This window comes from Nocardia sp. IBHARD005 (assembly GCF_052814245.1).
The window spans coordinates 5,709,798-5,730,305 of record NZ_CP199935.1 but is presented as its reverse complement, the minus strand read 5'-3'; the positions used below and the strand labels follow the sequence as shown (position 1 = coordinate 5,730,305).

Below are 20,508 nucleotides of genomic sequence, written 5' to 3'. Positions count from 1 at the left end.
AACCGTCAGCGCTGCCGTCGAATCGGTGTGGGTGGAGTCATCGGCGAGGATCGGTAATGAGCGCTCCCGCGGTGGTGATCGCCGCCCCGGCGTCCGGTAGCGGGAAGACCACCTTGGCCACCGGACTGATCGGTGCGCTGCGGCGGGCCGGGCATCGGGTGGCGCCGTTCAAGGTAGGACCCGACTACATCGACCCTGGCTATCACGGGCTTGCGGCCGGGCGGCCTGGGCGCAATCTGGATCCCGTTCTGGTGGGCGAGGATCGGGTGGTGCCGCTGTATCGGCACGGCGCGCAAGACTGCGATATCGCGATCGTCGAGGGCGTGATGGGCCTGTTCGACGGGCGGATCGACGAGAACCGCAGCGACGCGATCGCCGAGGGTTCCACCGCGCAGGTCGCCGGGCTGCTCGGGGCGCCGGTGGTCCTGGTGGTCGACGCCCGCGGTCATTCTCAGAGCCTCGCGGCGCTCCTGCACGGTTTCGCCACCTACGACTCCTCGGTCCGCCTCGGCGGGGTGATCCTCAATCGCGTCGGCAGCGAACGCCACGAACAAGTCCTGCGAGCGGCCTGCGACCGCGTCGGCCTTCCCGTTCTCGGTGCCCTGCCCCGGATGGCCGAACTGGAAGTCCCCTCACGCCATCTCGGCCTGATCCCCGCCGTCGAACACGGCGCCGCCGCCACCGCCGCCGTCGACGCGATGACCGAACTCGTCGCGGCACATGTGGATCTGCGCGCGATCGTCGCGCTGGCGGGTGGCGCTGTGCAGGGTGCCGCATGGGATCCGCAGGTCGAACTGGCCGTCGCTGCTGAATGTGCCTCGGGCGGAACAGGATTGCCGCATACGTCGGCCGAGGTCGATGGGAGCGAGGACGACACGCAGACATCGGACTCGGCGAAAGCCCGTCATCAGTCGACCTCGCTCGAACCTATGGCGATATCCGCTGCCTCGTCGTCGGCCGCGCGGTCTGATGTCATCTCGGGCCGGGAGCCACTGATCGCGATGGCGGGCGGTCCGGCATTCACGTTCGGCTACGCCGAGCATCGGGAACTGCTGGTTGCGGCCGGTGCTCGGGTGGTGGTTTTCGATCCACTCTCCGACGAACTCCCGGTCGGCACAGCGGGATTGGTACTACCCGGCGGCTTCCCGGAGGAGCATGCCGGGCAGCTCTCAGCCAACGAGCGCCTCCGCACCGCAGTAGCCGACGGTGCGTCGAAGGGCCTGCCGATCCATGCCGAATGCGCGGGCCTGCTCTACCTCACGCGCTCCCTCGACGGCCATCCGATGGCGGGGGTCATCGACGCCGACGCCGAATTCGGCCCTCGCCTGACCCTCGGCTACCGCGACGCCGTCGCCCTGCACGACTCGGCGCTGTGGCGTGCTGGAACTCGAGTCCGCGGTCACGAATTCCATCGCACCCGCCTGGTCCGCACCGGCGCGGAGAACCCCGCCTGGGGTTGGCGCACAACGGGTTCCGTCGCCGAAGGTGCTGTGGTGCGCCAGGTCCACGCCTCCTACCTGCACACCCATCCGGCGGGACATCCCGACGCCATCACCCGATTCGTCACCGCCGCACGACGTTTCGATCACTGATGGCGCGAATTGGTATGCGGCGCCGATGACGATCTCCGACGGTGTGCAACGACCTGACCGGTGCACCAACTCGACGGCGTCACGGTGGGTGAATTCGGCCGGTGCGACCGAGACGGAGGGGCGCAACCGGGTAGCCGGTCGCTATCGATCGACCGGTGCCGAGGGCGTGGCAGTGGCCGTCGGCATCGGTGTACGGCCGGATACCGAGGCGGATCGGATCATTCGCGCGGTGCGCGCGGTGGTCGGCGACACCACCATCGTGTGCCTGGCGACGCTGGATCGGCGAGCAGGCGAACCCGGTGTTCGCACCGCCGCAGCCGATCTCGGTGCCGCCGTGATGGCGTTCACCGCCGAGCAGTTGGCCGAGGTAGACGCGGTGCGGCACCGTTCGGACCGGGTATCGGCGGCGGTCGGCACTCCCAGCGTCGCGGAAGCCGCGGCGCTGCTCGCGGGCGGCGGCGAACTCGTGTGCGGCAGAACAATTGTCGATGGGATCGTCGTCGCCGCGGCATCGGTATCGCCTCGGTAGCAGTCGCCGAATTAATTCGCTGGGCAAGATCGATCGACCGCAGTAACGTCATTCCCAGCAGTTGCACGGCGGACCGGAACTGATCGGTTACCACTTCTAATGGGGATGTCGCAGGTTCGAATCCTGCCCGCCACCGCAAGGTGGCGGTAGCTCAGCCTGGTAGAGCGCCTTCCGGTCGGAACACACACGTCCGCCGAGCAATTGCCCACGGAGATGAGCAGGGCGGACCGGATTCGGTCGGTTACCTGGCACGACGCATAGTCCAGCGGGTTCGAGCCCCGCGGCGGAAAGCGATTTCCGTTCTTCGGCCGTGAACACACGTCCGTCCGCTCATCACGTCACCACATGCCCCCGGTCGGGTCCCGGGGCCGAAACATCAACGCCGGTACACGTATCGGAGGGGGAACAATGAACATCTTGTCGCGTATTTCTCGTCGCAGCACGCCGCAGACCATGCCCGCCGATACCCGGCAGGTCGTCAACAACGCGGGCGGCTACGTATTCGAGATCAGCCCGCAGTCGCGGGTGCGTCGCTTTCTCGTGCTCGGAACAGAATCCGGAACGTTCTACGTCGATGCCAAGGCTTTGACGGCGGACAACGCCGAATTCATCATCGAATACGCCGCTGAGCACACCGCTGACCTGGTTCGCGAGATCGTCGAGATCTCCACCTCCGGGCGCGCGCCGCGCCAGAACCCGGCCCTGTTCGCGTTGGCCGCCGCCGCGTCGCTCGGTGATGTCGACGGTCGCCGAGCCGCGTTCGCCGCGCTGCCGCTGGTCGCGCGCACCGGGACGCACCTGTTCCTGTTCGCCGGCTACGCCGAGCAGTTCCGGGGCTGGGGTCGTGGGCTGCGGCGCGCCGTCGCGAACTGGTACCTGGACAAGCCGATCGACGACCTGGCGTTCCAGGTGGTCAAGTACCGGCAGCGGGAGGGCTGGTCGAACCGCGACCTGCTGCGCCTGTCACACCCGGCGACCACCGAAGACGATCGGCGCAGGCTGTTCGACTGGATCTGCGGTCGCGCAACCGAACTCGATGGTGTGGCATTGCTCGACGGCTTCCAGCGCGCGCAGAGCGCACCGGTGGAGCGGGTGCCGGAGCTGGTGCGCGAATACCGGCTCAGCTGGGAGATGCTGCCCGACGCGGCGCTGAACACCGCGCCGGTGTGGGAAGCGTTGCTGGACAACGGCATCCCGCAGACGGCACTGCTGCGTCAGCTGCCACGCCTGACCCGCCTCGGCCTGCTCGATCCGCTCGGACCGCGCACCGCCGCGATCTGCGCGCAGCTCGCCGACCCGGCACGACTGCGCAAGGCTCGGGTGCACCCGGTGTCGGTGCTGATCGCGTTGCGCACCTACGCTTCCGGGCGTTCGGCGCGTGGCTCGGGCACCTGGACGCCGTCGGCCCCAGTCGTCGACGCCCTCGATACTGCGTTCTACGCGGCCTTCGAGTCCGTGCGGCCGACCGGCCTACGTCACTTGCTGGCGTTGGACGTGTCGGGTTCGATGATGAGCGGGATCGGTGGGCTGCCGATCTCGGCGCGCGAGGCCTCGGCCGCGCTCGCCCTGGTCACCGCACGCACCGAGCCCCAGCACCAGATCGTCGGATTCACCTCCGGCGGCAAGGGGTGGCAGGGCGCACGCGGCCTGTCCCAGCTGTCGATCTCGCCGCGTCAGCGTCTCGACGACGCCGTGCGGGCAGTGTCGGGCTTGCCGTTCGGCGGCACCGACTGCTCGCTGCCCATCCTGCACGCGCTGGACAAGGGCATCGAGGTCGATGTGTTCTCGATTTTCACCGACAACGAGACCTGGGCGGGTTCGGTGCACCCGCACCAGGCGCTGGCCCGGTACCGCCGTGAGGTGAACCCGCGAGCCAAGCTCGTGGTGGTCGGCATGACCGCGACGAACTTCAGCATCGCCGATCCCGACGACGCGGGCATGCTCGACGTCGCCGGATTCGACGCCGCGGTGCCGTCGCTACTGGCCGACTTCGCCACGGCCGCATAAGAAATCGGAGCCGCCGCGACCTCGTTGTCGCGGCGGCGCCTTTTCTTCTCGCGCGAAAGTCCGTCAAGGGGCGACGGAGGACCAATCGGCGAAACCTGTGGGGTCGTGGCGGCCCATGGAGGCGTGTTCGAACAGGCCCCAGCCTTCGAGGTCACCGCAGCGGGCGTGGCCGATGTGGTCGATCACGCCATACGGGGTGCGGGCCTTGATCGCGGGGTCGGTGAGGTCGTAGGCGCTCGACAGCGACCAGTTCTCGCCCATCCAGCGGCCGTGGGTCCAGTCGGGGTCGGCGCCGTAACCGCAGCCGACGTGCAGGGCGATGCCGGGGCGGGATTCGACCTCCACCTCGAGCGGTTTCCCGTCGGGCGTGGTCATGTCCAGGCGCACCGACTTCGGGTGCCGGGTGCCGGGCTCGTAGGTCCAGTGCATGCGGGGCCAGCCGAGCTGTTCCTTGCGGCCGTCGTTCCAGATCCGGACCGCGTTGTTGAGCGTGCGGGTGCCGTCGGGTTCTTCCTGCACGATCACCACGATCGAGAAGTCCTGGAACCGCAGCGGCGCGTACAGCCACCAGAAACCGTCCATGCCGGTCGGTCGACCGGCGGGTTCCGGCTCACCGGAGGGCCGGATACCCCATGACCGGTCGCGACTGCCCGTCCAGACCGCCGGGTCGACCGGGTAGTCGATGCCGTCGACGGCGAGAGTGCCCTCCCACGAACCCAATTGGGCGAAGCGTGAGGCCTCGATGATCGGCCGCGTGCCGGACAGGATCAGGTGCGGCTGTTCCTGCACCGCAGGCTGCGCGCCGGTCCAGGTCAGGTCGACACCGAGATCGTCGTGCTCACACACCACCCGCAGTTTCCGCAGCGGCTCGATCACCTCGATCCGGTAGCCACCGACGGCGGTGTTCAGATCGCGCGAGGTGAGCGCGTCGGAGAACCGCACGCTGCGCTGGGTGTTCCCGTGGCGCACCGTCGCGAACGCGTCGACGACACCCAGATTCGGGTACACGCCGAATCCGGTGATCAGCATCGCCTCGCCCGCGGGGTCGAAGGCGTTGAAGTAGTAGCGGTCGTAGAAGTTCCGGTCGCTGGTGGCCACCCTGGCCAGCGACAGCGGGGTCTGATGGACCGGGTATTCGTCCAAGGGGACGGGCATGATCGCGCTCACAGTCAGTCCCACTCGTAGGTGCCGTCGAGCAGCGCCTCGAGGCTGAGGCGATGCATCACGTAGTCGTCGAGGTCGTCGGGCACGGTGTCCTCACCGAAGTGGATCATCCGGCGCTTGATCCGTCCCATCACGATCGCGTGCCGCAGCGCGGCGTAGATGATGTAGAAGTCCAGATTCTGAACCGTATGCCCGGTCAGCTCTTCGTATTTCGCGACTACCGCGTCGCGGCGCAGGAAGTCGGGCAGGCCGGGCTGGTCGAAGCGGGTGGCGATGTCCTGGAAGAAGCGGTGGATGAAGATCACCCAGCCCAGATCCAGCTCGCGCGGGCCGAAGGTGGCCATCTCCCAGTCCAGGACCGCGGCGGGGGTGAAGCCGTCGAACAGGATATTGCCGGGGCGGGCGTCGCCCCAGTTGAGCACCTCGGGGCCGGTCTCGTCGGGCCAGTTCGCTTCCAGCCACCCGAAAGTCCGCTCGATGAGCGGGATCTCGACACCGTCGTCGGTGAGCGCCCACTTGTACCAGGCGCGCTGGGCCTCGAAATGCCTGCGCAGCGCGCACCCTTCGCCATCGAGCGAGGGGAACCGCGCGGCGATGTCGTCGATCGCGTGCACCTGCGCGATCACTTCGACGGTCGAGTCGGCGATCTGCTCGCGCTCGGCCACGGTCGCGTCGAAAACCCAGCCGAAGAACACATACGGCGGATTGTCGGCCGGCACCCGGCCCTCGACCTTGTCCATCACGAAAAAGGGTGTGCCGAAAAAGGATTCGTCGAGTTCGAGCCAGCGCAGCGGCGGCACCGCGACATCGGACCCGGCGGCCACACCGGACATCACCTGGTGCTGCAGCGACAGGTCATAGGACTGGAACACCGGGAACGAACCGTCCTCGGGAGCCATCCGCGCGACGAACGAACCGCTCTCGACCACACCGCCCACCGACCACTCGGCATCGAAGAGGATGGTGGTGCTCGACATGCCGCCGGTGGTCGGCTTGCTCAGGTCGGAGACCTTCGCGGATGTGTCGGCGCCGACCTTGCCCGACAACCACTGCGACAACTGCCCGGCGAGCTCGTCGAGATCACGCTCGGTGACGGTGAGCGAGTGGTGCGCGGTGTGGTCCGGATCGTCGGACATCAGTGCGTTCCCCTTTTCGACGATTTATCACGCGTTGCAGTACTGGCGTACCGGAAGACCGTCCGGAATGTAAGCCTGGCGTCGGTGAGTGAGATTCAGGGTTGACAGGGCAAAGATCGGGGTTTTCCCGGACGCGTCCGGGGGCGACACCGATTAGCTTCGGTATCAATCGATCTCGACGGGGAGGCACGGGTGTCGGCAGTGACCACGGAGCGCACGCACGACGAAATCACGAGCGCACCGCCACCGGCCCCGACCTGGCATCCGGTTACCCGGCTCGCGTTCCGGTTCAGTGTCGCCTACCTCGGTCTGTTCTGTGTGTGGATGGCCCAGATCACCTTCGTCTTCCTCGGTGTCTTCGCGCTGTGGTTGCCCGAGGAGGTCATGCTCTGGCAGATGATCGCGCTCGAGCCGGTGAGCGGCTGGATCGGCGAGCACGTGTTCGGGGTGCGGGCCGAACTGGCCATGAACGGCAGCGGTGACCAGGCGGCGATCTGGATTCAGTGCGGACTGCTCGTGGTGGTGGCGGTGCTGATCACCCTCGTGTGGTCGGTGCTGGATCGGCGCAGGCGCGCGTATCCACGGCTGCTGAGCTGGTTTCTCACCGCGATGAGGTTGTTCGCCGGCGGGCAGATGCTGTTCTACGGCTTCGCGAAGCTGATCCCGACGCAGATGCCGGAACCCTCGCTGATCGTCTTGCTCACTCGCGTCGGTGATCTGACGCCGATGGCGATGTTGTGGACGCAAGTCGGATCCTCACCCGCCTACCAGATCGCGTTGGGCGCGGCCGAAGTACTCGCCGGGCTGCTGCTGTTCTGGCCGCGCACGGCGACGCTGGGCGCCATGCTGAGCGTGATCAGCATGGCGCAGGTGCTGCTGCTCAACCTGACTTTCGACGTGCCGGTGAAGATGCTGGCCGGCCACCTGCTGCTGATGGGGCTGGTGCTGCTCGCTCCGCAAGCTCGCAGGATCACGAATTTCCTCGTGCTGGAACGGGATTCGGGACCGGCTGTGCAACCACCGCTGTTCTCGTCCCGGCGTGCGAACCGGTGGGCCGCCGTGGTGCAAGTCGCGGTCGGGCTGTGGATCACCGTGGGGATGATCTATGCAGGCACGGAGAGCTGGCGCGAATACGGCGGCGGCGCACCGAAACCCGAGCTGTACGGCATCTGGGAAGTCGGCGAGTTCAGCCTCGAAGCGACGCCGATCCCGCCGCTCGCCACCGATCCGGTGCGCTGGCAACGCCTTGTCGTCGACGTGGGCTCGGCCGGCTACCAGCGGATGGACGACACCATCGTGCCGGTGCTGGCCACGACCGACCTGACAGCGAACACGATGATCCTCGTCGCCGTCCCCACCGGCACGGACGAACCTCCCGCGCCCTACGCGACATTCACCGTCGACCACCCCGCGCCCGACCGGCTGACCCTGCGTGGCGAACTCGACGGCCGACCCGCCACGATCACCCTCGAACGCCTCGACCTCGAGCGTTTCCCCTTGCGCGGCAAGGACTTCCGCTGGGTCCAGAATCAGCCGCACTTCAGCTGAGATCGAACGAACGCTAGACCACCCCGATGTCCTCGAACCACAGGTCGGGGCGGTCGGCGATGAACTCGCTCATCAGCGCCACACAGCGCGGATCGTCGAGCACACGCACCCGGACCCCGTGGTCGGCGAGCCAGTCGTGGCCGCCGTGGAAGGTCTGCGCCTCGCCGATGATCACGGTGCCGATGCCGAACTGCCGCACCAAGCCGCTGCAGTACCAGCACGGGGACAAGGTGGTGACCATGATCGTCGGGCGATAGTCGCGGCGACGGCCCGCGGCGCGGAAAGCGTCGGTTTCGGCGTGGACGCTCGGATCGTCGTTCTGCACGCGGCGGTTGTGGCCGCGCCCGAGCAGGGTGCCGTCGGCGTCGAACAGCGCCGCGCCGATCGGGATACCACCCTCGGCCAGGCTCTGCAGGGCTTCGTCGTAGGCCACGTCCAGGAGTACATCCGGCTGGGTCATGGTGTCTACTGTCCTGCCTGCGCGCCGGGTCGGCAATGCGAGACCCGGAGTGCGACTGTCGGCGGGTGAGTGCTGGTCGCACCGAACCAGCAACTAGGCTGGGGCACTGTGCCGAACACCGCTGACACCGCATCGACCCCGCCCGCAGGCGACCCGAACTACCTGGTCGGGCTCGATCTGCGTGGACGCAGAGTAGTCGTGGTCGGCGGCGGGACCGTCGCCCAGCGCCGGCTCGGGCTGCTCGTGGCCGCCGGTGCGGATGTGCACGTGATCAGCCGCGCGGTCACCCCGGCGGTCGAGGGCATGGCTACGGCGGGGCAACTCGGCGTCGAACTGCGCGCCTACGCCGACGGCGATCTCGACGGCGCCTGGTACGCGATGGCCTGCACCGACGAACCCGAGACCAACGCCGCCGTGGTCGCCGAAGCCACCGCCAAGCGCATCTTCTGCGTCCGCGCCGACATCGCCCGTGACGGCACCGCGGTCACCCCCGCGACCGCCCGCTACGACGGACTCTCGCTCGGCGTGCTCGCCGGCGGCGCGCACCGTCGCTCGGCCGCGGTGCGCAACGGTCTGCTCGAAGCGCTGCAATCCGGTGTGGTGACCGATGATTCGGAACCGGTGCCCCCCGGCGTCGCGCTCGTCGGCGGCGGCCCCGGCGATCCCGACCTGATCACCGTGCGCGGTCGCAGGCTCCTGGCCCGCGCCGATCTGGTCGTCGCCGATCGGCTCGCCCCGCCGGAACTGCTCGCCGAACTGGGCCCGCACGTCGAGGTGATCGACGCCGCGAAGATCCCCTACGGCCGGTCGATGGCGCAGGAGGCGATCAACCTCGCGCTCGTGGAGGGTTTCAAGGCGGGCAAGTTCGTGGTCCGGCTCAAGGGCGGCGACCCGTATGTGTTCGGCCGTGGGTACGAGGAACTCGAGGCGTGCACCGCGGCCGGTATCCCGGTGACGGTGGTGCCCGGCGTGACCAGTCCGATCTCGGTCCCCGGCGCGGCCGGTATCCCGGTGACCCATCGCGGGGTGACCCACGAGTTCGTGGTCGTGAGCGGACACGTCGCCCCCGAGCACCCCGATTCGCTCGTCGACTGGTCGGCGCTGGCCAAACTGCGCGGCACCATCGTGCTGATGATGGCGGTCGAGCGGATCGACAAGTTCGCCGCCGCCCTGCTCGAAGGCGGTCGCCCGGCCGATACGCCGGCCGCGGTCATCCAGGAGGGCACCCTGCGCACCCAGCGGGTGGTGCGCGCCGACCTCGCCACGGTCGCCGACCGGGTCAAGGAAGAGGGCATCCGCCCGCCCGCGATCATCGTCATCGGCCCCACGGCCGGCTTCGGCCTCGACTAGCTTCGCGGGCCGCGCGCCCTCGCGTTGCCGTCGCGCCAATTACACTGCCTCGTTGTGCTCGATAAACCCGCTGCGACGATGCAGTATCCGGTGACGGGGCGGGCCTTCGGTCTCGCCATCCTCGTACTGAGCGGCCTGCAGTTCATGGTCGTGCTCGACGGCACGGTCGTGATCTTCGCGCTGCCGCGGCTGCAGGAGGAGATGGGGCTGTCCAGTTCGGGCAGTGCCTGGACGGTGACCTCCTACGGCCTGACCTTCGCCGGACTGATGCTGCTCGGTGGCAGGCTCGGCGACGCGTTCGGGCGTAAACGGATGCTGATCATCGGCGTCGGGGTGTTCACCGCCGCGTCGCTGGCCTGCGGTCTGGCCAATAGTGAGGCGATGCTGCTGATCTCGCGCGCCTTCCAGGGCGCCGGTGCGGCGATCGCGGCGCCGACGGCCTTCGCGCTGGTCGCGACCACCTTCGCGCCGGGACCCGCGCGCAATCAAGCCATCGCGATCGTCGGTTCGATGGCCGGTATCGGGTCGGTCGGCGGCCTCGTGGTCGGCGGTGCGCTCACGGAGTTCTCGTGGCGGTGGATCTTCCTGATCAACGTGCCGATCGGCGCGCTCATCGTGGCAGGCGCGGTCTACAAGCTGTCCGACACCGAGCACCATCGCACGCCACTCGACATCAAGGGCGCGATCCTGGGAACCCTGGCCTGCGCGACGATCGTGTTCGGCGCGACCGAGGGCCCGGCCATGGGCTGGACGAGCCCGGTCATCCTCGCCTCGCTGATCGGCGGATTCGCGCTGCTGGTGATCTTCGTGTTCACCGAACGCCGCGAGGCCGATCCGCTGCTGCCCTGGTCGCTGTTCGACAGCCGCGACCGGGTCGCCACCTTCGCGCTGATCTTCCTGGCCGGTGCGGTCCTCGGCGCGATGACGTTCTTCGTCGCCCAGCTGCTGCAGAACGTGCTCGGTTACAGCCCGTTGCAGGCCGGTATCGCCTCGATCCCCTTCACTGTCGGCATCGGTGTGGGCGGTGCGGTCGCGTCGAAGCTGGCGCTGCTGGTGGCGCCGCGCTGGTTGCTCGCCTCGGCCTCGGTCGTGCTGGCCATCGGGCTGCTGTTCGGCTCCACGCTGGACCGGCACGTGCAGTACCTGCCGACCCTGCTCGGCTTGCTGGTGGTGATCGGCTTCGGCGTCGGTGTCGCGATGGTGCTGGCACCGCTGTGCGTGCTCGTCGGGGTGCCGCAGTCGAATATCGGCCCGCTCTCGGCGGTCGGTCAGATGTTCATGAACCTGGCGACCCCGATCGCGATCGGTCTGCTGAGCCCGATCGCTGCCTCGCGCACGCTCTCGCTCGGCGGGCGCGACGGCCGAGCCGCGGACATGTCGCCCACCGAAATCGACGCGCTGAACAGCGGATACACCCTGGTTCTGTTCGTGTGCGCGATCCTGGCGGCCCTGGCCGCCCTCGTCGCGCTGACCCTGCGGTTCACCCCGCAACAGCTGGTGCAGGCACAGCACGCGCAAGAAGAGGCCCAGCGGAGCTGACTGCGCCGGGCGTGCCGCTCAGATGCGTCCGGTGGTCTCGGTCGGGGCGACGCGGATGACGACTCGTTCGGCATCGTTCACCGCGCCCGCCCCGGCCCGGGAATTCCCGCGCACCGATGACTTCACGGAGGTCGTCCTAACTCCTCCACTCGGTCCGATGGGTGAATTCGGTGACGTGCCCGACGGGCGCGGTGCCGGTGTCTCGCCGCCGTGGCGTGGTAGACGTGGCGGCCATGAGTCGCACGGTGGTGTGGGTACTGGAACTGGGGCTGACCGCCCTCGGCGTCGTCTGGTTGCTGCTGTTCTCGTGGACCAGCGGCGGGATCGGCGTGCTGCTGGTCTGGAATCTCCTCGCGGTGGCCTATGTCGCGGCAGGATGGCTGCTGCTGCACCGCGACCTACCCGACGACTCCGTCGAGTGGATCGGTCCACGCTGGTACACAACCACTTTCGCGATGATGGCCAGCGGTGCGGGGCTGGCGGCGGGGATGATCATGATCGGTTCCCGCGACAGCGAGGCCGACAACGCCGTCGCGGCGGCCACGGTGCTGATGTCGTGGTTGCTTCTGCATACCGCGTTCGCGCAGATCTACGCCCGGGCCCAGTTCGCCGACGGGGGACTGCGGTTCCCGGAGTGCCCGGTACCGCAACTGGCGGAGTTCGTGTACTTCTCGTTCACCATCGGCACCTCGTTCGCGGTGTCGGATGTGACTGTGGTGAATCGGTCGATGCGTCGGCGCGTCACCGCCCACAGCGTGCTGAGCTTCTTCTTCAACGCTGCCGTCGTCGCCATCGCGATCGACTGGCTCAAGGGGTAGCGACGGGGAATCACCTACGCGGCGGGCGCATTCCGCCTGCCGCGGGACCCCTCAGACGGTGTGCGCGTCGGCGACGGTGAGTGCCTGGTCGAGGATCGCGAGCCCTTCCTTGGTCTCGGCTTCGGTGATCACACAGGGTGGGACCACATGCAGGCGGTTGAAGTTGACGAACGGCAGCAGGCCGCCGGCGCGGCAGGCGGCGACCAGTTCGTTCATCGCGGGGCTGGTGCCGCCGTAGGGGGCGAGGGGTTCGCGGGTGGTGCGGTCGCGGACCAGTTCCAGTGCCCAGAAGACACCGAGCCCGCGGACTTCACCGATGCTCGGATGCCGTTGCGCCAGTTCGCGAAGGCCGGGGCCGATGACCCTCGCCCCGATATCGGCGGCGTTGTCGACGATGCGCTCTTCGGTCATCGCGTTGATCGTCGCGACGGCCGCGGCGGTGGCGAGCGGATGGCCCGAGTAGGTGAGCCCGCCGGGATAGGCCCGGGTGGCGAAGGTCGCCGCGATGGCCGCGCTGATCGCCACGCCGCCGAGCGGGACATACCCGGAGTTCACCCCCTTGGCGAAGGTGATCAGATCGGGCACGACATCGAAATTGTCGATGGCGAACCACTTTCCGGTCCGCCCGAAGCCCGACATCACCTCATCGGCGATGAACACGATGCCGTGCTTGTCGCACAGTTCGCGCACCCCACGCAGGTATTCCGGGGTCGGCACCATGATGCCCGCGGTGCCCGGCACCGACTCCAGGACGATCGCGGCGATGGTGGCCGGACCCTCCATCTCGATCGTGCGCGCGAGGTGCGCCACTGCGCGCTCGGTTTCCTGCGCCTCGTCGGTGGCATGGAATTCCGAGCGGTACAGGAACGGGCCGAAGAAGTGCACGGTTCCGGTGTTGCCGTGGTCGTTGGGCCAGCGGCGCGGGTCGCCGGTGAGGTTCACCGCGGTCTCGGTGCCGCCGTGGTAGGAGCGGTAACGCGAGAGCACCTTGTAGCGGCCTGTGTGCAGTCGCGCCATCCGGACGGCGTGCTCGACCGCGTCCGCGCCGCCGTTGGTGAAGAAGATCGTGTCGAGGTCGCCGGGGGTGCGTTCGCTGATCAGGCGGGCCGCCTCGGAGCGCGCGTCGTTGGCGAATTGCGGTGCGACAGTGCACAGTTTGCCCGCCTGCTCCTGGATCGCGGCGACGACCTTCGGATGCTGGTGGCCGATATTGGTGTTCACCATCATCGAGGAGAAGTCGAGCAGGCGATTGCCCTCGCCATCCCACACGTAGCAACCCTCGGCGGCGGTGAGCACCGTCGGCGTGAGAGCCGCTTGCGCGGACCAGGAATGGAAGACGTGGCGGCGGTCGAGTTCGTAGGCGCGAGCGGCCTCATCGGAAAGCGTCATCGTGAGTCTCCTGTGTCTATTTGCGGCTGGCGCCGCGGTTCTCGGCCCTGTAACCGCGACTCTTCCCTCCCTACGGGCATTCCTTCGTCGCACCCTTCGGTCAGTCCAGAGTCGGGGGCGGGCCGCGAACGGTCACTTGTTCTGTGGGAAGCCGAGTTCCAGCCCACCGTGGCTGGGATCGAGCCAGCGGGCGGTGACCGCCTTGGTGCGGGTGAAGAAGTGCACGCCGTCGGTGCCGTGCGCGTGCGAGTCGCCGAACAGGGAGTTCTTCCAGCCGCCGAAACTGAAGTAGGCCATCGGCACCGGGATGGGGACGTTGATGCCGACCATACCCACTTCCACCTCGTGCTGGAACCGGCGTCCCGCGCCGCCGTCGTTGGTGAAGATGGCGGTGCCGTTGCCGTAGCGGTTCGCGTTGATCAGCGCCACCGCCTCCTCGTAGGTGCCGACCCGCACGACCGACAGCACGGGGCCGAAGATCTCGTCGGTGTAGACGCTCATGGTGGGCGTCACCTCGTCGAGAATCGTCGGGCCGAGCCAGAATCCGTCCGGCGCACCATCGACGGTGAGGTTGCGACCGTCGAGAACCACACGGGCACCGGAGTTTTCGCCCGCGTCGATGTACTCGGCCACCCGGTCGCGGTGCGCGCGGGTGATCAGCGGGCCCATCTCGGCGCCGCTGGTGCCGTCGCCGGTGACGATGCTCGCGGCCCGCGCACTGATCTTGGCGATCAGTTCGTCGGCCACCGCGCCGACAGCCACGACCACGCTGATCGCCATGCACCGCTCACCCGCCGATCCGAAACCGGCATTCACGGCGGCGTCGGCGGCCAGGTCCAGATCGGCGTCGGGCAGCACCACCATGTGATTCTTCGCGCCGCCGAGTGCCTGCACCCGCTTGCCCGCCACGGTGCCGCGCTGGTAGACGTACTTGGCGATCGGGGTGGAGCCGACGAACGACACCGCCTTGATCCCCGGGTTGTCCAGCAGTTCGTCGACGGCGACCTTGTCACCCTGCACGACGTTGAACACACCGTCGGGCAGCCCGGCCTCCTGCCACAGCCGCGCCAGCCACAGCGCCGCCGACGGATCCTTCTCGCTCGGCTTGAGCACCACCGTGTTGCCCGCGCCGATCGCGAGGGGGAAGAACCACATCGGCACCATGGCGGGGAAATTGAACGGTGCGATGATCGCGACCGGGCCGAGCGGCTGACGGATCGAGTAGATGTCGACCTCGGTGGAGGCGTTCTCGGTGAACCCGCCCTTGAGTAGATGCGGTATGCCACAGGCGAATTCGACGACCTCGAGACCGCGGGTCACCTCGCCGAGCGCGTCGGCGGCCACTTTGCCGTGTTCGGACGTGACGATCGCGGCCAGTTCCGTTCGGCGTTCGGCGAGCAGCTCACGGAACCGGAACAGCACCTGGGTGCGGCGGGTGAGCGAGGTGTCGCGCCAGGAAGCGAAGGCCACCGTCGCGGCGTCGATCGCGGCGCGGGTATCGGCCACATTCGCCAGCGCCAGCTCCCCGGTGACGACACCGGTGGCGGGATTGGTCACCTGGGCGGTGGTCTCGCTGGTACCGCGCACCGATTTGCCGTCTATCCAGTGGCCGATGGACTGCATGGATGCCTCGTTTCGCCGAGTGGTGTGATGCTTCCACCCTGGTCTATCCCGAGGCGGGTAGGGGGCGACGATTTGTACACAATCACCGGATTCGTATTACGATTCGTCAGTGCTGTTGACCGTGGCTGATGTGCTCGCGACGCCGGTGATGCAAGCCGGGCAACCCGAGGTCATCTGTGCCGCGAACCTGGACCGGCCGGTGCGCTGGGTGCATGTCAGCGACCAGGCCTCGGTGGCCGACCTCCTGGTCGGCTCGGAGCTGATCCTGACCACCGGGCAGGCACTCGCCGCTCCCGAACAGGCGCGGATCACCTACCTGCGATCCCTGTCCGCCGCCGGTATCGCGGGACTTGTCGTGGAACTCGGCAGCTATGTGAGTGAACTCGGGCCTGTCGTCGCGGCCACGGCCGCCGAACTCGGGCTGCCGGTGATCGTGCTGCATCGGGTGACCCGCTTCGTGGAGATCACCGAAGCCGTCCACCGGGCGATCGTCGCCGACCAGTACGCCGAACTCGAGTTCGCGCGCACCGTGCACGAGACCTTCACCGAGCTGAGTGTGCGCCGCGCCGCGCTGGCCGAGATCGTGCAGACCGCCGCGAGCATGCTCGACGCGTCGGTGGTGCTGGAAGATCTCTCGCATCGGGTGCTGGCAGCCACTGCCCGCCACATCAGTTCGGCGGCGCTGCTGGAGGATTGGGAGTCGATGTCGCGGCTGCTGCCCGACGGGTCCGGCGTGGTCGGCGTCGGACCGCACACACAGCGCTGGGGCAGGCTGATCCTGCGCACCGGCCGAGCCCCTACCGCGCGGGTCGCCATGGTGCTCGAACGTGCCGCGCAAACCATCACCCTGCACCGGATGATCGACAAGGACCGCTTCGGGCTGCACCGGCAAGCCCAAACCGGCCTGATCGCCGACCTGGTGGAAGGGCGGGTCACCGACGAGCGCGACGCACAGGCCCGCGCGGCCGCCCTCGGGCTGCACCGGCGGGCCCGCTACGTGCCGCTGGCGATCGAGATCGACACCGAGTCGACGACGGATCCGGTGGCGGCGCAACGACGCAGCGAGTCGATCGTCGAAGCGGTGACGCACGCTCTCGGCCTGGTCGACGCGTCGGCGCTCAGCGCGGCAGAACACCGGCGAACGCGCGGTGGTACCGACGGGGAGCAGGTCATCGTGATCCTCGCGGTGTCGCGCGGCGGCGATGTCGATGATCGTCTCGCGCCGGTGTGTTCTGCGGTACTGGCCGAGATCCGCCGGGTCGAGGGCGTGCGTCGTGCGGTCATCGGAGTCGGCGCCGATTCCGATTCTCTCCTCGATACCGCGGGCAGGCTCGCGCACGCGGCGGGGGTTGCCGAGGTGGCCCAGTCGATGACGACGGTGCCGAGCCGAATGTTCTTCCGCAGCGCCGATATTCGCCTGCGCGGCCTGCTCTCGTCGATCCGCGACGAGCCGGGCGTGCAGAGCTTCGCCGAGTCCGAACTCGGTGCGCTCCTGCGCTACGACATCCGCCACAGTGCCGACCTCACCGGCACCCTGCGCCGCTTCCTCGATCTGGCAGGCAACAAGACCGACCTCGCCAAAGCGCTCGCGATCAGCCGACCCACCCTCTACGACCGCCTCGCCCGCATCGAACGCATTCTCGCTGTCGACCTCGACGACGGCGAATCGCGCACCTCCCTGCACGCCGCCCTGCTCGTGCGCGACCTCACCTCGGGCGACAAGCTATAGGCCGTCCGCGGTCAGTTCTGAAACGACGCAGGTGAACCCGTGTTGTCCTGGGGTCTCACAGGTCGATAACGCGCTGGACAGCGGCGAGGTCAGCGAGCGAGGGCTCCGCTCGATTCGACGGTGGCGACGATCAGGTCCGCGACGCCGCGCTGCCCGGCGAGGGTGGGGTGATAGCGGAGCAGGGTCTGATCGGCCAGCATCGGATCGAACCAGCGGGTCGCCGGATCGGCGCACATCCCGAACTCGCGCGAGGCGGCGACGGTATCGATGTACACCGCGCCGTGGTCGGCGGCCGCCCGCGCGACAACGGTGTTGAGGCGTTCGAACTTGGACTGGATGTAGGCGGCATCGGCGGGGAGCAGGCCGAGCATGGCCGGGCAGCTGGTGTTCGTGAGATAGGTGGGCCAGCCGTCGACGAAGACGGTCGAGCTCCTCATCGAACATCCTGACGGTCGTAGTTCAGTCTTTGCGGCCGGTGAGAGCAAGTGAGGTGCCTAGCCCGATCATCACCAGGCCACCGGTGCCGCCGATGGCGGCGAGACGGCGTGGTGAACGCGCGAACCAGGACCGTGCCGACCCGGCCACGAGCGCCCAGAGCGAGTCGAAGATCAGCCCGAACAGCGGGATGCAGAGCCCGAGGATCAGCATCTGTTGGGGCACCGAACCACTGGTGGTGTCCACGAACTGGGGCAGCAGGGCGGCCAGGAAGACAATGGTCTTCGGGTTGGCGGCCCCGACAATCAATCCGTCCCGAAACGCCGTCATCGGACTGTGGGAATCCGCGTGCTGTTCGGCGTGAAAGGCCGTTCGCAGGGCGTCGCGATGCCGAATCGCCTGCACACCGAGGTAGACCAGATAGGCGGCCCCGACGAGTTTGATCGCGGTGAACACCGCCGCCGACGCGGCCACCACCGCGCCCAGCCCGAACGCGACAGCGACAACCTGTCCGTACACCCCGACCGAATTGCCCAGCACGGTCATCAGCGCCGATCGCCGTCCCACGGTGAGCGCACGACCGATGGTGAACAAGACGCTGGGGCCGGGCACGATAACCAGCAGAAACGACAACCCCGCGAACGAGGCCAGATGAGCCGAAGACACCATCGTCACACGCTATCCGGCGGCTCGAGCGGCGACAATGGTCCACAGGAGCCGGGAACCCGACGGCACATCGTTGGATCGGACCATCGCACACTGGTGGTCGGGCCGGGGAACAACCGTGCGGTGGGGGCGGTTGTTCTGCGCATGACGACACTCGGATTGATCGGTAGCGGACATATCGGTTCCACCGTGGCGCGGCTGGCGGTGGACGCGGGCTATGACGTGGTACTCAGCAACTCGCGTGGACCGCAGACCCTGGCGGATCTGGTCGCCGAGCTGGGTCCGCTGGCACGGGCGGCTACCCCGGCCGAGGCGGCGGCCGCCGGTGATTTCGTGGTGGTGACCGTGCCGTTGAAGGCGTATCGGGAGGTGCCGGTCGCACCGCTCGCGGGCAAGGTCGTGGTCGACACCAACAACTACTATCCCGACCGCGACGGTGCGTTCCCTGAACTCGACGCCGACGAGACCACCACCAGCGAACTGCTGCAACAACACCTTCCCGCATCGAAGGTGGTCAAGGCGTTCAACAACATCGTCTACGCCAACCTCGCCGAACTCGCCCGCCCCGCCGGTGCCACGGACCGGTCCGCGCTGCCCATCTTCGGTGACGACGCCGACGCCAAGAAGCTCGCCACCGACCTCATCGACGCCCTCGGCTATGACGTGGTCGACGGCGGTACCCTCGCCGAAAGCCGCCGCTCCCAACGGGATACCCCGGTCTACGTCCACCCCTACGCCGTCGCCGACGGCAACTGGCCGCCCGCCTCGAAGCGCGGTAGCGCAGAGGAGGTCCGCGCGGCCCTCGCCGCCGCCGAGGTCTGAGCGCCGAAGCGTCGCCCGGCTGTCGCGGCCGGGCGAGCAAGGCCTGTTCAGGGCGAGCGCGGGGCGGCCACGAGTCGGCTCGTCGGCCCGTTCAGGGCGCGAGACCGGCAAGAATCGGGGGTTGTGGGGGTCGGTACCGACGACGAAACTTGTTGGATGAGTGCGTTGTCGCAAAACCTGATGGACCGGTGGATAGCGTTGGCCGGGGTCGAGGCCGAACAGATCGGTGCCGGGGTGGTGGGGCGCTACAGCGAGCCGCACCGTCGCTACCACACCGGCACGCACCTGGCGGTGATGCTCGCGGCCATCGACGAATTCGCCGATGCCGCAGCCGATATCGACGCCGTGCGCTACGCGGCGTTCTTCCACGACGCCATCTACGCCGTCGCGCGGGCCGACAACGAGGAGCGCAGCGCCGACCTGGGCCGCGACATCCTCGAATCACTCGGTGCCGCACCGGAATTGGTCGAGGAGGTGGTGCGGCTCGTGGTGCTGACCCGCGGGCACAAACCGCGGCCGGGCGATGCGAACGGCGCGGTCCTCTGTGATGCCGACCTTGTTGTGCTCGGCGGCACACCCGAGGAATACGGCGCTTACACCACCGCGATCCGCGCCGAATACGCCCACGTCCCCGACGACCTGTTCCGCGCGGGCCGCGCCTCGGTACTGCGTAACCTGGCCGACCAGCCCCGCCTGTTCCGCACCGAGCTCGCCCACGACCGCTACGAGGCCGTCGCCCGCGCCAACCTCGTCGCCGAGCTCGCCGAACTGACCGCGACGATCAGCTGACGGGACCGGCGGCCGTTCTCGACCGGCGTCATCGTGCAATGCGATGTCTCGCAGTCGGATATCTGACTGGAACGACGCCGATCGCACGACTACGCCAGTCCAACAGGCGCCTGACGACCTGCGAACGGTCGTGTCAGAGGGCGGTGAGCATCTCCGCGGCCAACGGGGCCGACGACGCGGGATTCTGGCCGGTGTAGAGGTTGCGATCCACCTCGATGTGCGGAGCCCACGGGTCGCCTTCGCGGTAGTCGACGCCGAGGGCTACCAGACGGTCCTGGAGCAGCCACTTCGCCTTGTCGGCGAAGCCCGCCTGGGTCTCCTCGGCATTGCTGAACGCGGTGAGTCGGTAGCCGGCGAAGGGGGAGGTGCCCGTTTCGCCGGTGGCGAGGAGGGCGGCCGGGGCGTGGCAGACGATGCCGAGCGGCTTGCCCGAGGCGAGGATGTTGTCGAGCAGTGCGCCGGAGACGGGGTCGACGGCGAGGTCCTGCATCGGGCCGTGGCCGCCGGGGTAGAAGACGGCGTCGTAGTCGGCGAGGTCGAGCTTGCCGAGCGACAGTGGGCTCCGCAATGCGGCGGCGCCGGCCAGGATGTCGGCGACCGCTGCCGCGCCGTCGGCGCCACCGTTGACGTCGGGGGCGAGACTGGCCCGATCGACGGTGGCGACCACGCCGTTCGGAGTCGCCACGGTGACGGTGTGGCCCGCACCGGTGAATGCCGCGTACGGTGCGGCGAATTCCTCGGCCCAGAACCCGGTGGGATGCTCGGTGCCGTCCGCCAAGGTCCAGTGGTCGGCGCCGGTCAGGACGAACAGGATGTGTGCCATCGGATTCCTTCTCCATTCAACGGGTTCGGGGCGAGCACCGATGTCGTCGTCGGGTCGCGTCGACCACGCTAGGGTCGGTGGCATCTTCT

The 20,508-nt window shown here is 68.3% G+C and carries 18 protein-coding genes and 1 tRNA gene; 11 read left to right on the top strand and 8 right to left on the bottom strand.

Going from position 1 to position 20,508, the window contains the following annotated elements; genetic code table 11:
* Window positions 1-56 precede the first annotated feature (56 nt).
* The 4 genes from ACTWPB_RS26910 to ACTWPB_RS26895 all read left to right on the top strand — a co-directional run bounded on the left by ACTWPB_RS26910 (window position 57) and on the right by ACTWPB_RS26895 (window position 4,128).
* The gene (locus tag ACTWPB_RS26910) at window positions 57-1,592 is read left to right on the top strand and encodes a cobyrinate a,c-diamide synthase (RefSeq protein WP_446223283.1); all 1,536 of its coding nucleotides are present in this window, start codon (window positions 57-59) and stop codon (window positions 1,590-1,592) included.
* A gap of 25 nt (window positions 1,593-1,617) precedes the next feature.
* Complete coding sequence (locus ACTWPB_RS26905; protein ID WP_446223282.1) at window positions 1,618-2,121, top strand: cobalamin biosynthesis protein; 504 nt, start codon at window positions 1,618-1,620, stop codon at window positions 2,119-2,121.
* A gap of 67 nt (window positions 2,122-2,188) precedes the next feature.
* A tRNA-Arg gene (locus ACTWPB_RS26900) sits at window positions 2,189-2,254 on the top strand.
* 275 nt (window positions 2,255-2,529) lie between these two features.
* The gene (locus tag ACTWPB_RS26895) at window positions 2,530-4,128 is read left to right on the top strand and encodes a TROVE domain-containing protein (RefSeq protein ID WP_446223281.1); all 1,599 of its coding nucleotides are present in this window, start codon (window positions 2,530-2,532) and stop codon (window positions 4,126-4,128) included.
* 63 nt (window positions 4,129-4,191) lie between these two features.
* Here ACTWPB_RS26895 and ACTWPB_RS26890 read toward each other — a convergent pair whose 3' ends face one another.
* Window positions 4,192-5,283 carry a hypothetical protein gene (locus tag ACTWPB_RS26890; RefSeq protein ID WP_446226501.1) on the bottom strand — a complete coding sequence of 364 codons (1,092 nt, stop codon included), beginning with the start codon at window positions 5,281-5,283 and terminating at the stop codon, window positions 4,192-4,194.
* Window positions 5,284-5,297: 14 nt separating this feature from the next.
* A complete protein-coding gene (locus tag ACTWPB_RS26885; protein WP_446223280.1) occupies window positions 5,298-6,428 on the bottom strand; it encodes a phosphotransferase family protein in 1,131 nt (376 codons plus the stop codon).
* Between the two features lie 192 nt (window positions 6,429-6,620).
* Between ACTWPB_RS26885 and ACTWPB_RS26880 the strand changes: the two genes are divergently transcribed.
* Entirely contained in the window at window positions 6,621-7,976 is a 1,356-nt protein-coding gene (locus ACTWPB_RS26880; RefSeq protein WP_446223279.1) for a DoxX family protein, read from the top strand.
* 13 nt (window positions 7,977-7,989) lie between these two features.
* On the opposite strand, the gene ACTWPB_RS26875 is transcribed toward ACTWPB_RS26880, so the two are convergent.
* Complete coding sequence (locus ACTWPB_RS26875; protein ID WP_446223278.1) at window positions 7,990-8,436, bottom strand: nucleoside deaminase; 447 nt, start codon at window positions 8,434-8,436, stop codon at window positions 7,990-7,992.
* 108 nt (window positions 8,437-8,544) lie between these two features.
* On the opposite strand from ACTWPB_RS26875, the gene cobA reads away from it, so the two are divergent.
* The 3 genes from cobA (at window position 8,545) to ACTWPB_RS26860 (ending at window position 12,143) form a co-directional block, all read left to right on the top strand.
* Window positions 8,545-9,786, top strand: a complete 1,242-nt coding sequence (gene cobA / locus ACTWPB_RS26870; RefSeq protein WP_378912326.1) for a uroporphyrinogen-III C-methyltransferase — start codon at window positions 8,545-8,547, stop codon at window positions 9,784-9,786.
* Window positions 9,787-9,864: 78 nt separating this feature from the next.
* On the top strand, window positions 9,865-11,325 hold the full coding sequence (locus ACTWPB_RS26865) for an MFS transporter (protein ID WP_446226500.1): 1,461 nt from the start codon (window positions 9,865-9,867) through the stop codon (window positions 11,323-11,325).
* Between the two features lie 233 nt (window positions 11,326-11,558).
* Window positions 11,559-12,143 carry a DUF1345 domain-containing protein gene (locus ACTWPB_RS26860; RefSeq protein ID WP_446223277.1) on the top strand — a complete coding sequence of 195 codons (585 nt, stop codon included), beginning with the start codon at window positions 11,559-11,561 and terminating at the stop codon, window positions 12,141-12,143.
* Between the two features lie 51 nt (window positions 12,144-12,194).
* On the opposite strand, the gene ACTWPB_RS26855 is transcribed toward ACTWPB_RS26860, so the two are convergent.
* A complete protein-coding gene (locus ACTWPB_RS26855) occupies window positions 12,195-13,532 on the bottom strand; it encodes an aminotransferase class III-fold pyridoxal phosphate-dependent enzyme (RefSeq protein WP_446223276.1) in 1,338 nt (445 codons plus the stop codon).
* A gap of 132 nt (window positions 13,533-13,664) precedes the next feature.
* The gene (locus tag ACTWPB_RS26850; RefSeq protein ID WP_446223275.1) at window positions 13,665-15,155 is read right to left on the bottom strand and encodes a CoA-acylating methylmalonate-semialdehyde dehydrogenase; all 1,491 of its coding nucleotides are present in this window, start codon (window positions 15,153-15,155) and stop codon (window positions 13,665-13,667) included.
* A 109-nt stretch (window positions 15,156-15,264) separates the two neighbouring features.
* On the opposite strand from ACTWPB_RS26850, the gene ACTWPB_RS26845 reads away from it, so the two are divergent.
* Window positions 15,265-16,884 (top strand): PucR family transcriptional regulator, encoded by a 1,620-nt coding sequence (locus tag ACTWPB_RS26845; protein WP_446223274.1) that lies wholly within the window; start codon window positions 15,265-15,267, stop codon window positions 16,882-16,884.
* An 89-nt stretch (window positions 16,885-16,973) separates the two neighbouring features.
* On the opposite strand, the gene ACTWPB_RS26840 is transcribed toward ACTWPB_RS26845, so the two are convergent.
* Together ACTWPB_RS26840 and ACTWPB_RS26835 are read right to left on the bottom strand one after the other, a co-directional pair.
* A complete protein-coding gene (locus tag ACTWPB_RS26840) occupies window positions 16,974-17,321 on the bottom strand; it encodes a hypothetical protein (protein ID WP_446223273.1) in 348 nt (115 codons plus the stop codon).
* A 22-nt stretch (window positions 17,322-17,343) separates the two neighbouring features.
* Window positions 17,344-17,988, bottom strand: a complete 645-nt coding sequence (locus ACTWPB_RS26835) for a LysE family translocator (RefSeq protein WP_446223272.1) — start codon at window positions 17,986-17,988, stop codon at window positions 17,344-17,346.
* A 141-nt stretch (window positions 17,989-18,129) separates the two neighbouring features.
* Between ACTWPB_RS26835 and ACTWPB_RS26830 the strand changes: the two genes are divergently transcribed.
* Both ACTWPB_RS26830 and ACTWPB_RS26825 read left to right on the top strand, forming a co-directional pair.
* Window positions 18,130-18,807: an NADPH-dependent F420 reductase gene (locus ACTWPB_RS26830; protein ID WP_446223271.1), complete on the top strand. Its 678-nt coding sequence runs from the start codon at window positions 18,130-18,132 to the stop codon at window positions 18,805-18,807.
* A gap of 156 nt (window positions 18,808-18,963) precedes the next feature.
* Window positions 18,964-19,596 (top strand): HD domain-containing protein, encoded by a 633-nt coding sequence (locus ACTWPB_RS26825; protein ID WP_446223270.1) that lies wholly within the window; start codon window positions 18,964-18,966, stop codon window positions 19,594-19,596.
* A 133-nt stretch (window positions 19,597-19,729) separates the two neighbouring features.
* Here the strand turns inward: ACTWPB_RS26825 and ACTWPB_RS26820 are convergent, their stop codons facing one another.
* Window positions 19,730-20,419: a type 1 glutamine amidotransferase domain-containing protein gene (locus tag ACTWPB_RS26820; RefSeq protein ID WP_446223269.1), complete on the bottom strand. Its 690-nt coding sequence runs from the start codon at window positions 20,417-20,419 to the stop codon at window positions 19,730-19,732.
* Between the last annotated feature and the right edge of the window lie 89 nt (window positions 20,420-20,508).

Excerpts from the sequence above, each read along its gene's own strand:
- ACTWPB_RS26825 (WP_446223270.1), top strand. The coding sequence starts at position 18,964 with ATGAGTGCGTTGTCGCAAAACCTGATGGACCGGTGGATAGCGTTGGCC.
- ACTWPB_RS26910 (WP_446223283.1), top strand. The coding sequence starts at position 57 with ATGAGCGCTCCCGCGGTGGTGATCGCCGCCCCGGCGTCCGGTAGCGGG.
- ACTWPB_RS26820 (WP_446223269.1), bottom strand. The coding sequence starts at position 20,419 with ATGGCACACATCCTGTTCGTCCTGACCGGCGCCGACCACTGGACCTTG.
- ACTWPB_RS26860 (WP_446223277.1), top strand. The coding sequence starts at position 11,559 with ATGAGTCGCACGGTGGTGTGGGTACTGGAACTGGGGCTGACCGCCCTC.
- ACTWPB_RS26840 (WP_446223273.1), bottom strand. The coding sequence starts at position 17,321 with ATGAGGAGCTCGACCGTCTTCGTCGACGGCTGGCCCACCTATCTCACG.
- ACTWPB_RS26895 (WP_446223281.1), top strand. The coding sequence starts at position 2,530 with ATGAACATCTTGTCGCGTATTTCTCGTCGCAGCACGCCGCAGACCATG.
- ACTWPB_RS26885 (WP_446223280.1), bottom strand. The coding sequence starts at position 6,428 with ATGTCCGACGATCCGGACCACACCGCGCACCACTCGCTCACCGTCACC.
- ACTWPB_RS26835 (WP_446223272.1), bottom strand. The coding sequence starts at position 17,988 with ATGGTGTCTTCGGCTCATCTGGCCTCGTTCGCGGGGTTGTCGTTTCTG.
- ACTWPB_RS26890 (WP_446226501.1), bottom strand. The coding sequence starts at position 5,283 with ATGCCCGTCCCCTTGGACGAATACCCGGTCCATCAGACCCCGCTGTCG.
- ACTWPB_RS26865 (WP_446226500.1), top strand. The coding sequence starts at position 9,865 with ATGCAGTATCCGGTGACGGGGCGGGCCTTCGGTCTCGCCATCCTCGTA.
- ACTWPB_RS26850 (WP_446223275.1), bottom strand. The coding sequence starts at position 15,155 with ATGCAGTCCATCGGCCACTGGATAGACGGCAAATCGGTGCGCGGTACC.
- ACTWPB_RS26855 (WP_446223276.1), bottom strand. The coding sequence starts at position 13,532 with ATGACGCTTTCCGATGAGGCCGCTCGCGCCTACGAACTCGACCGCCGC.
- ACTWPB_RS26875 (WP_446223278.1), bottom strand. The coding sequence starts at position 8,436 with ATGACCCAGCCGGATGTACTCCTGGACGTGGCCTACGACGAAGCCCTG.
- ACTWPB_RS26905 (WP_446223282.1), top strand. The coding sequence starts at position 1,618 with ATGACGATCTCCGACGGTGTGCAACGACCTGACCGGTGCACCAACTCG.
- ACTWPB_RS26830 (WP_446223271.1), top strand. The coding sequence starts at position 18,130 with ATGACGACACTCGGATTGATCGGTAGCGGACATATCGGTTCCACCGTG.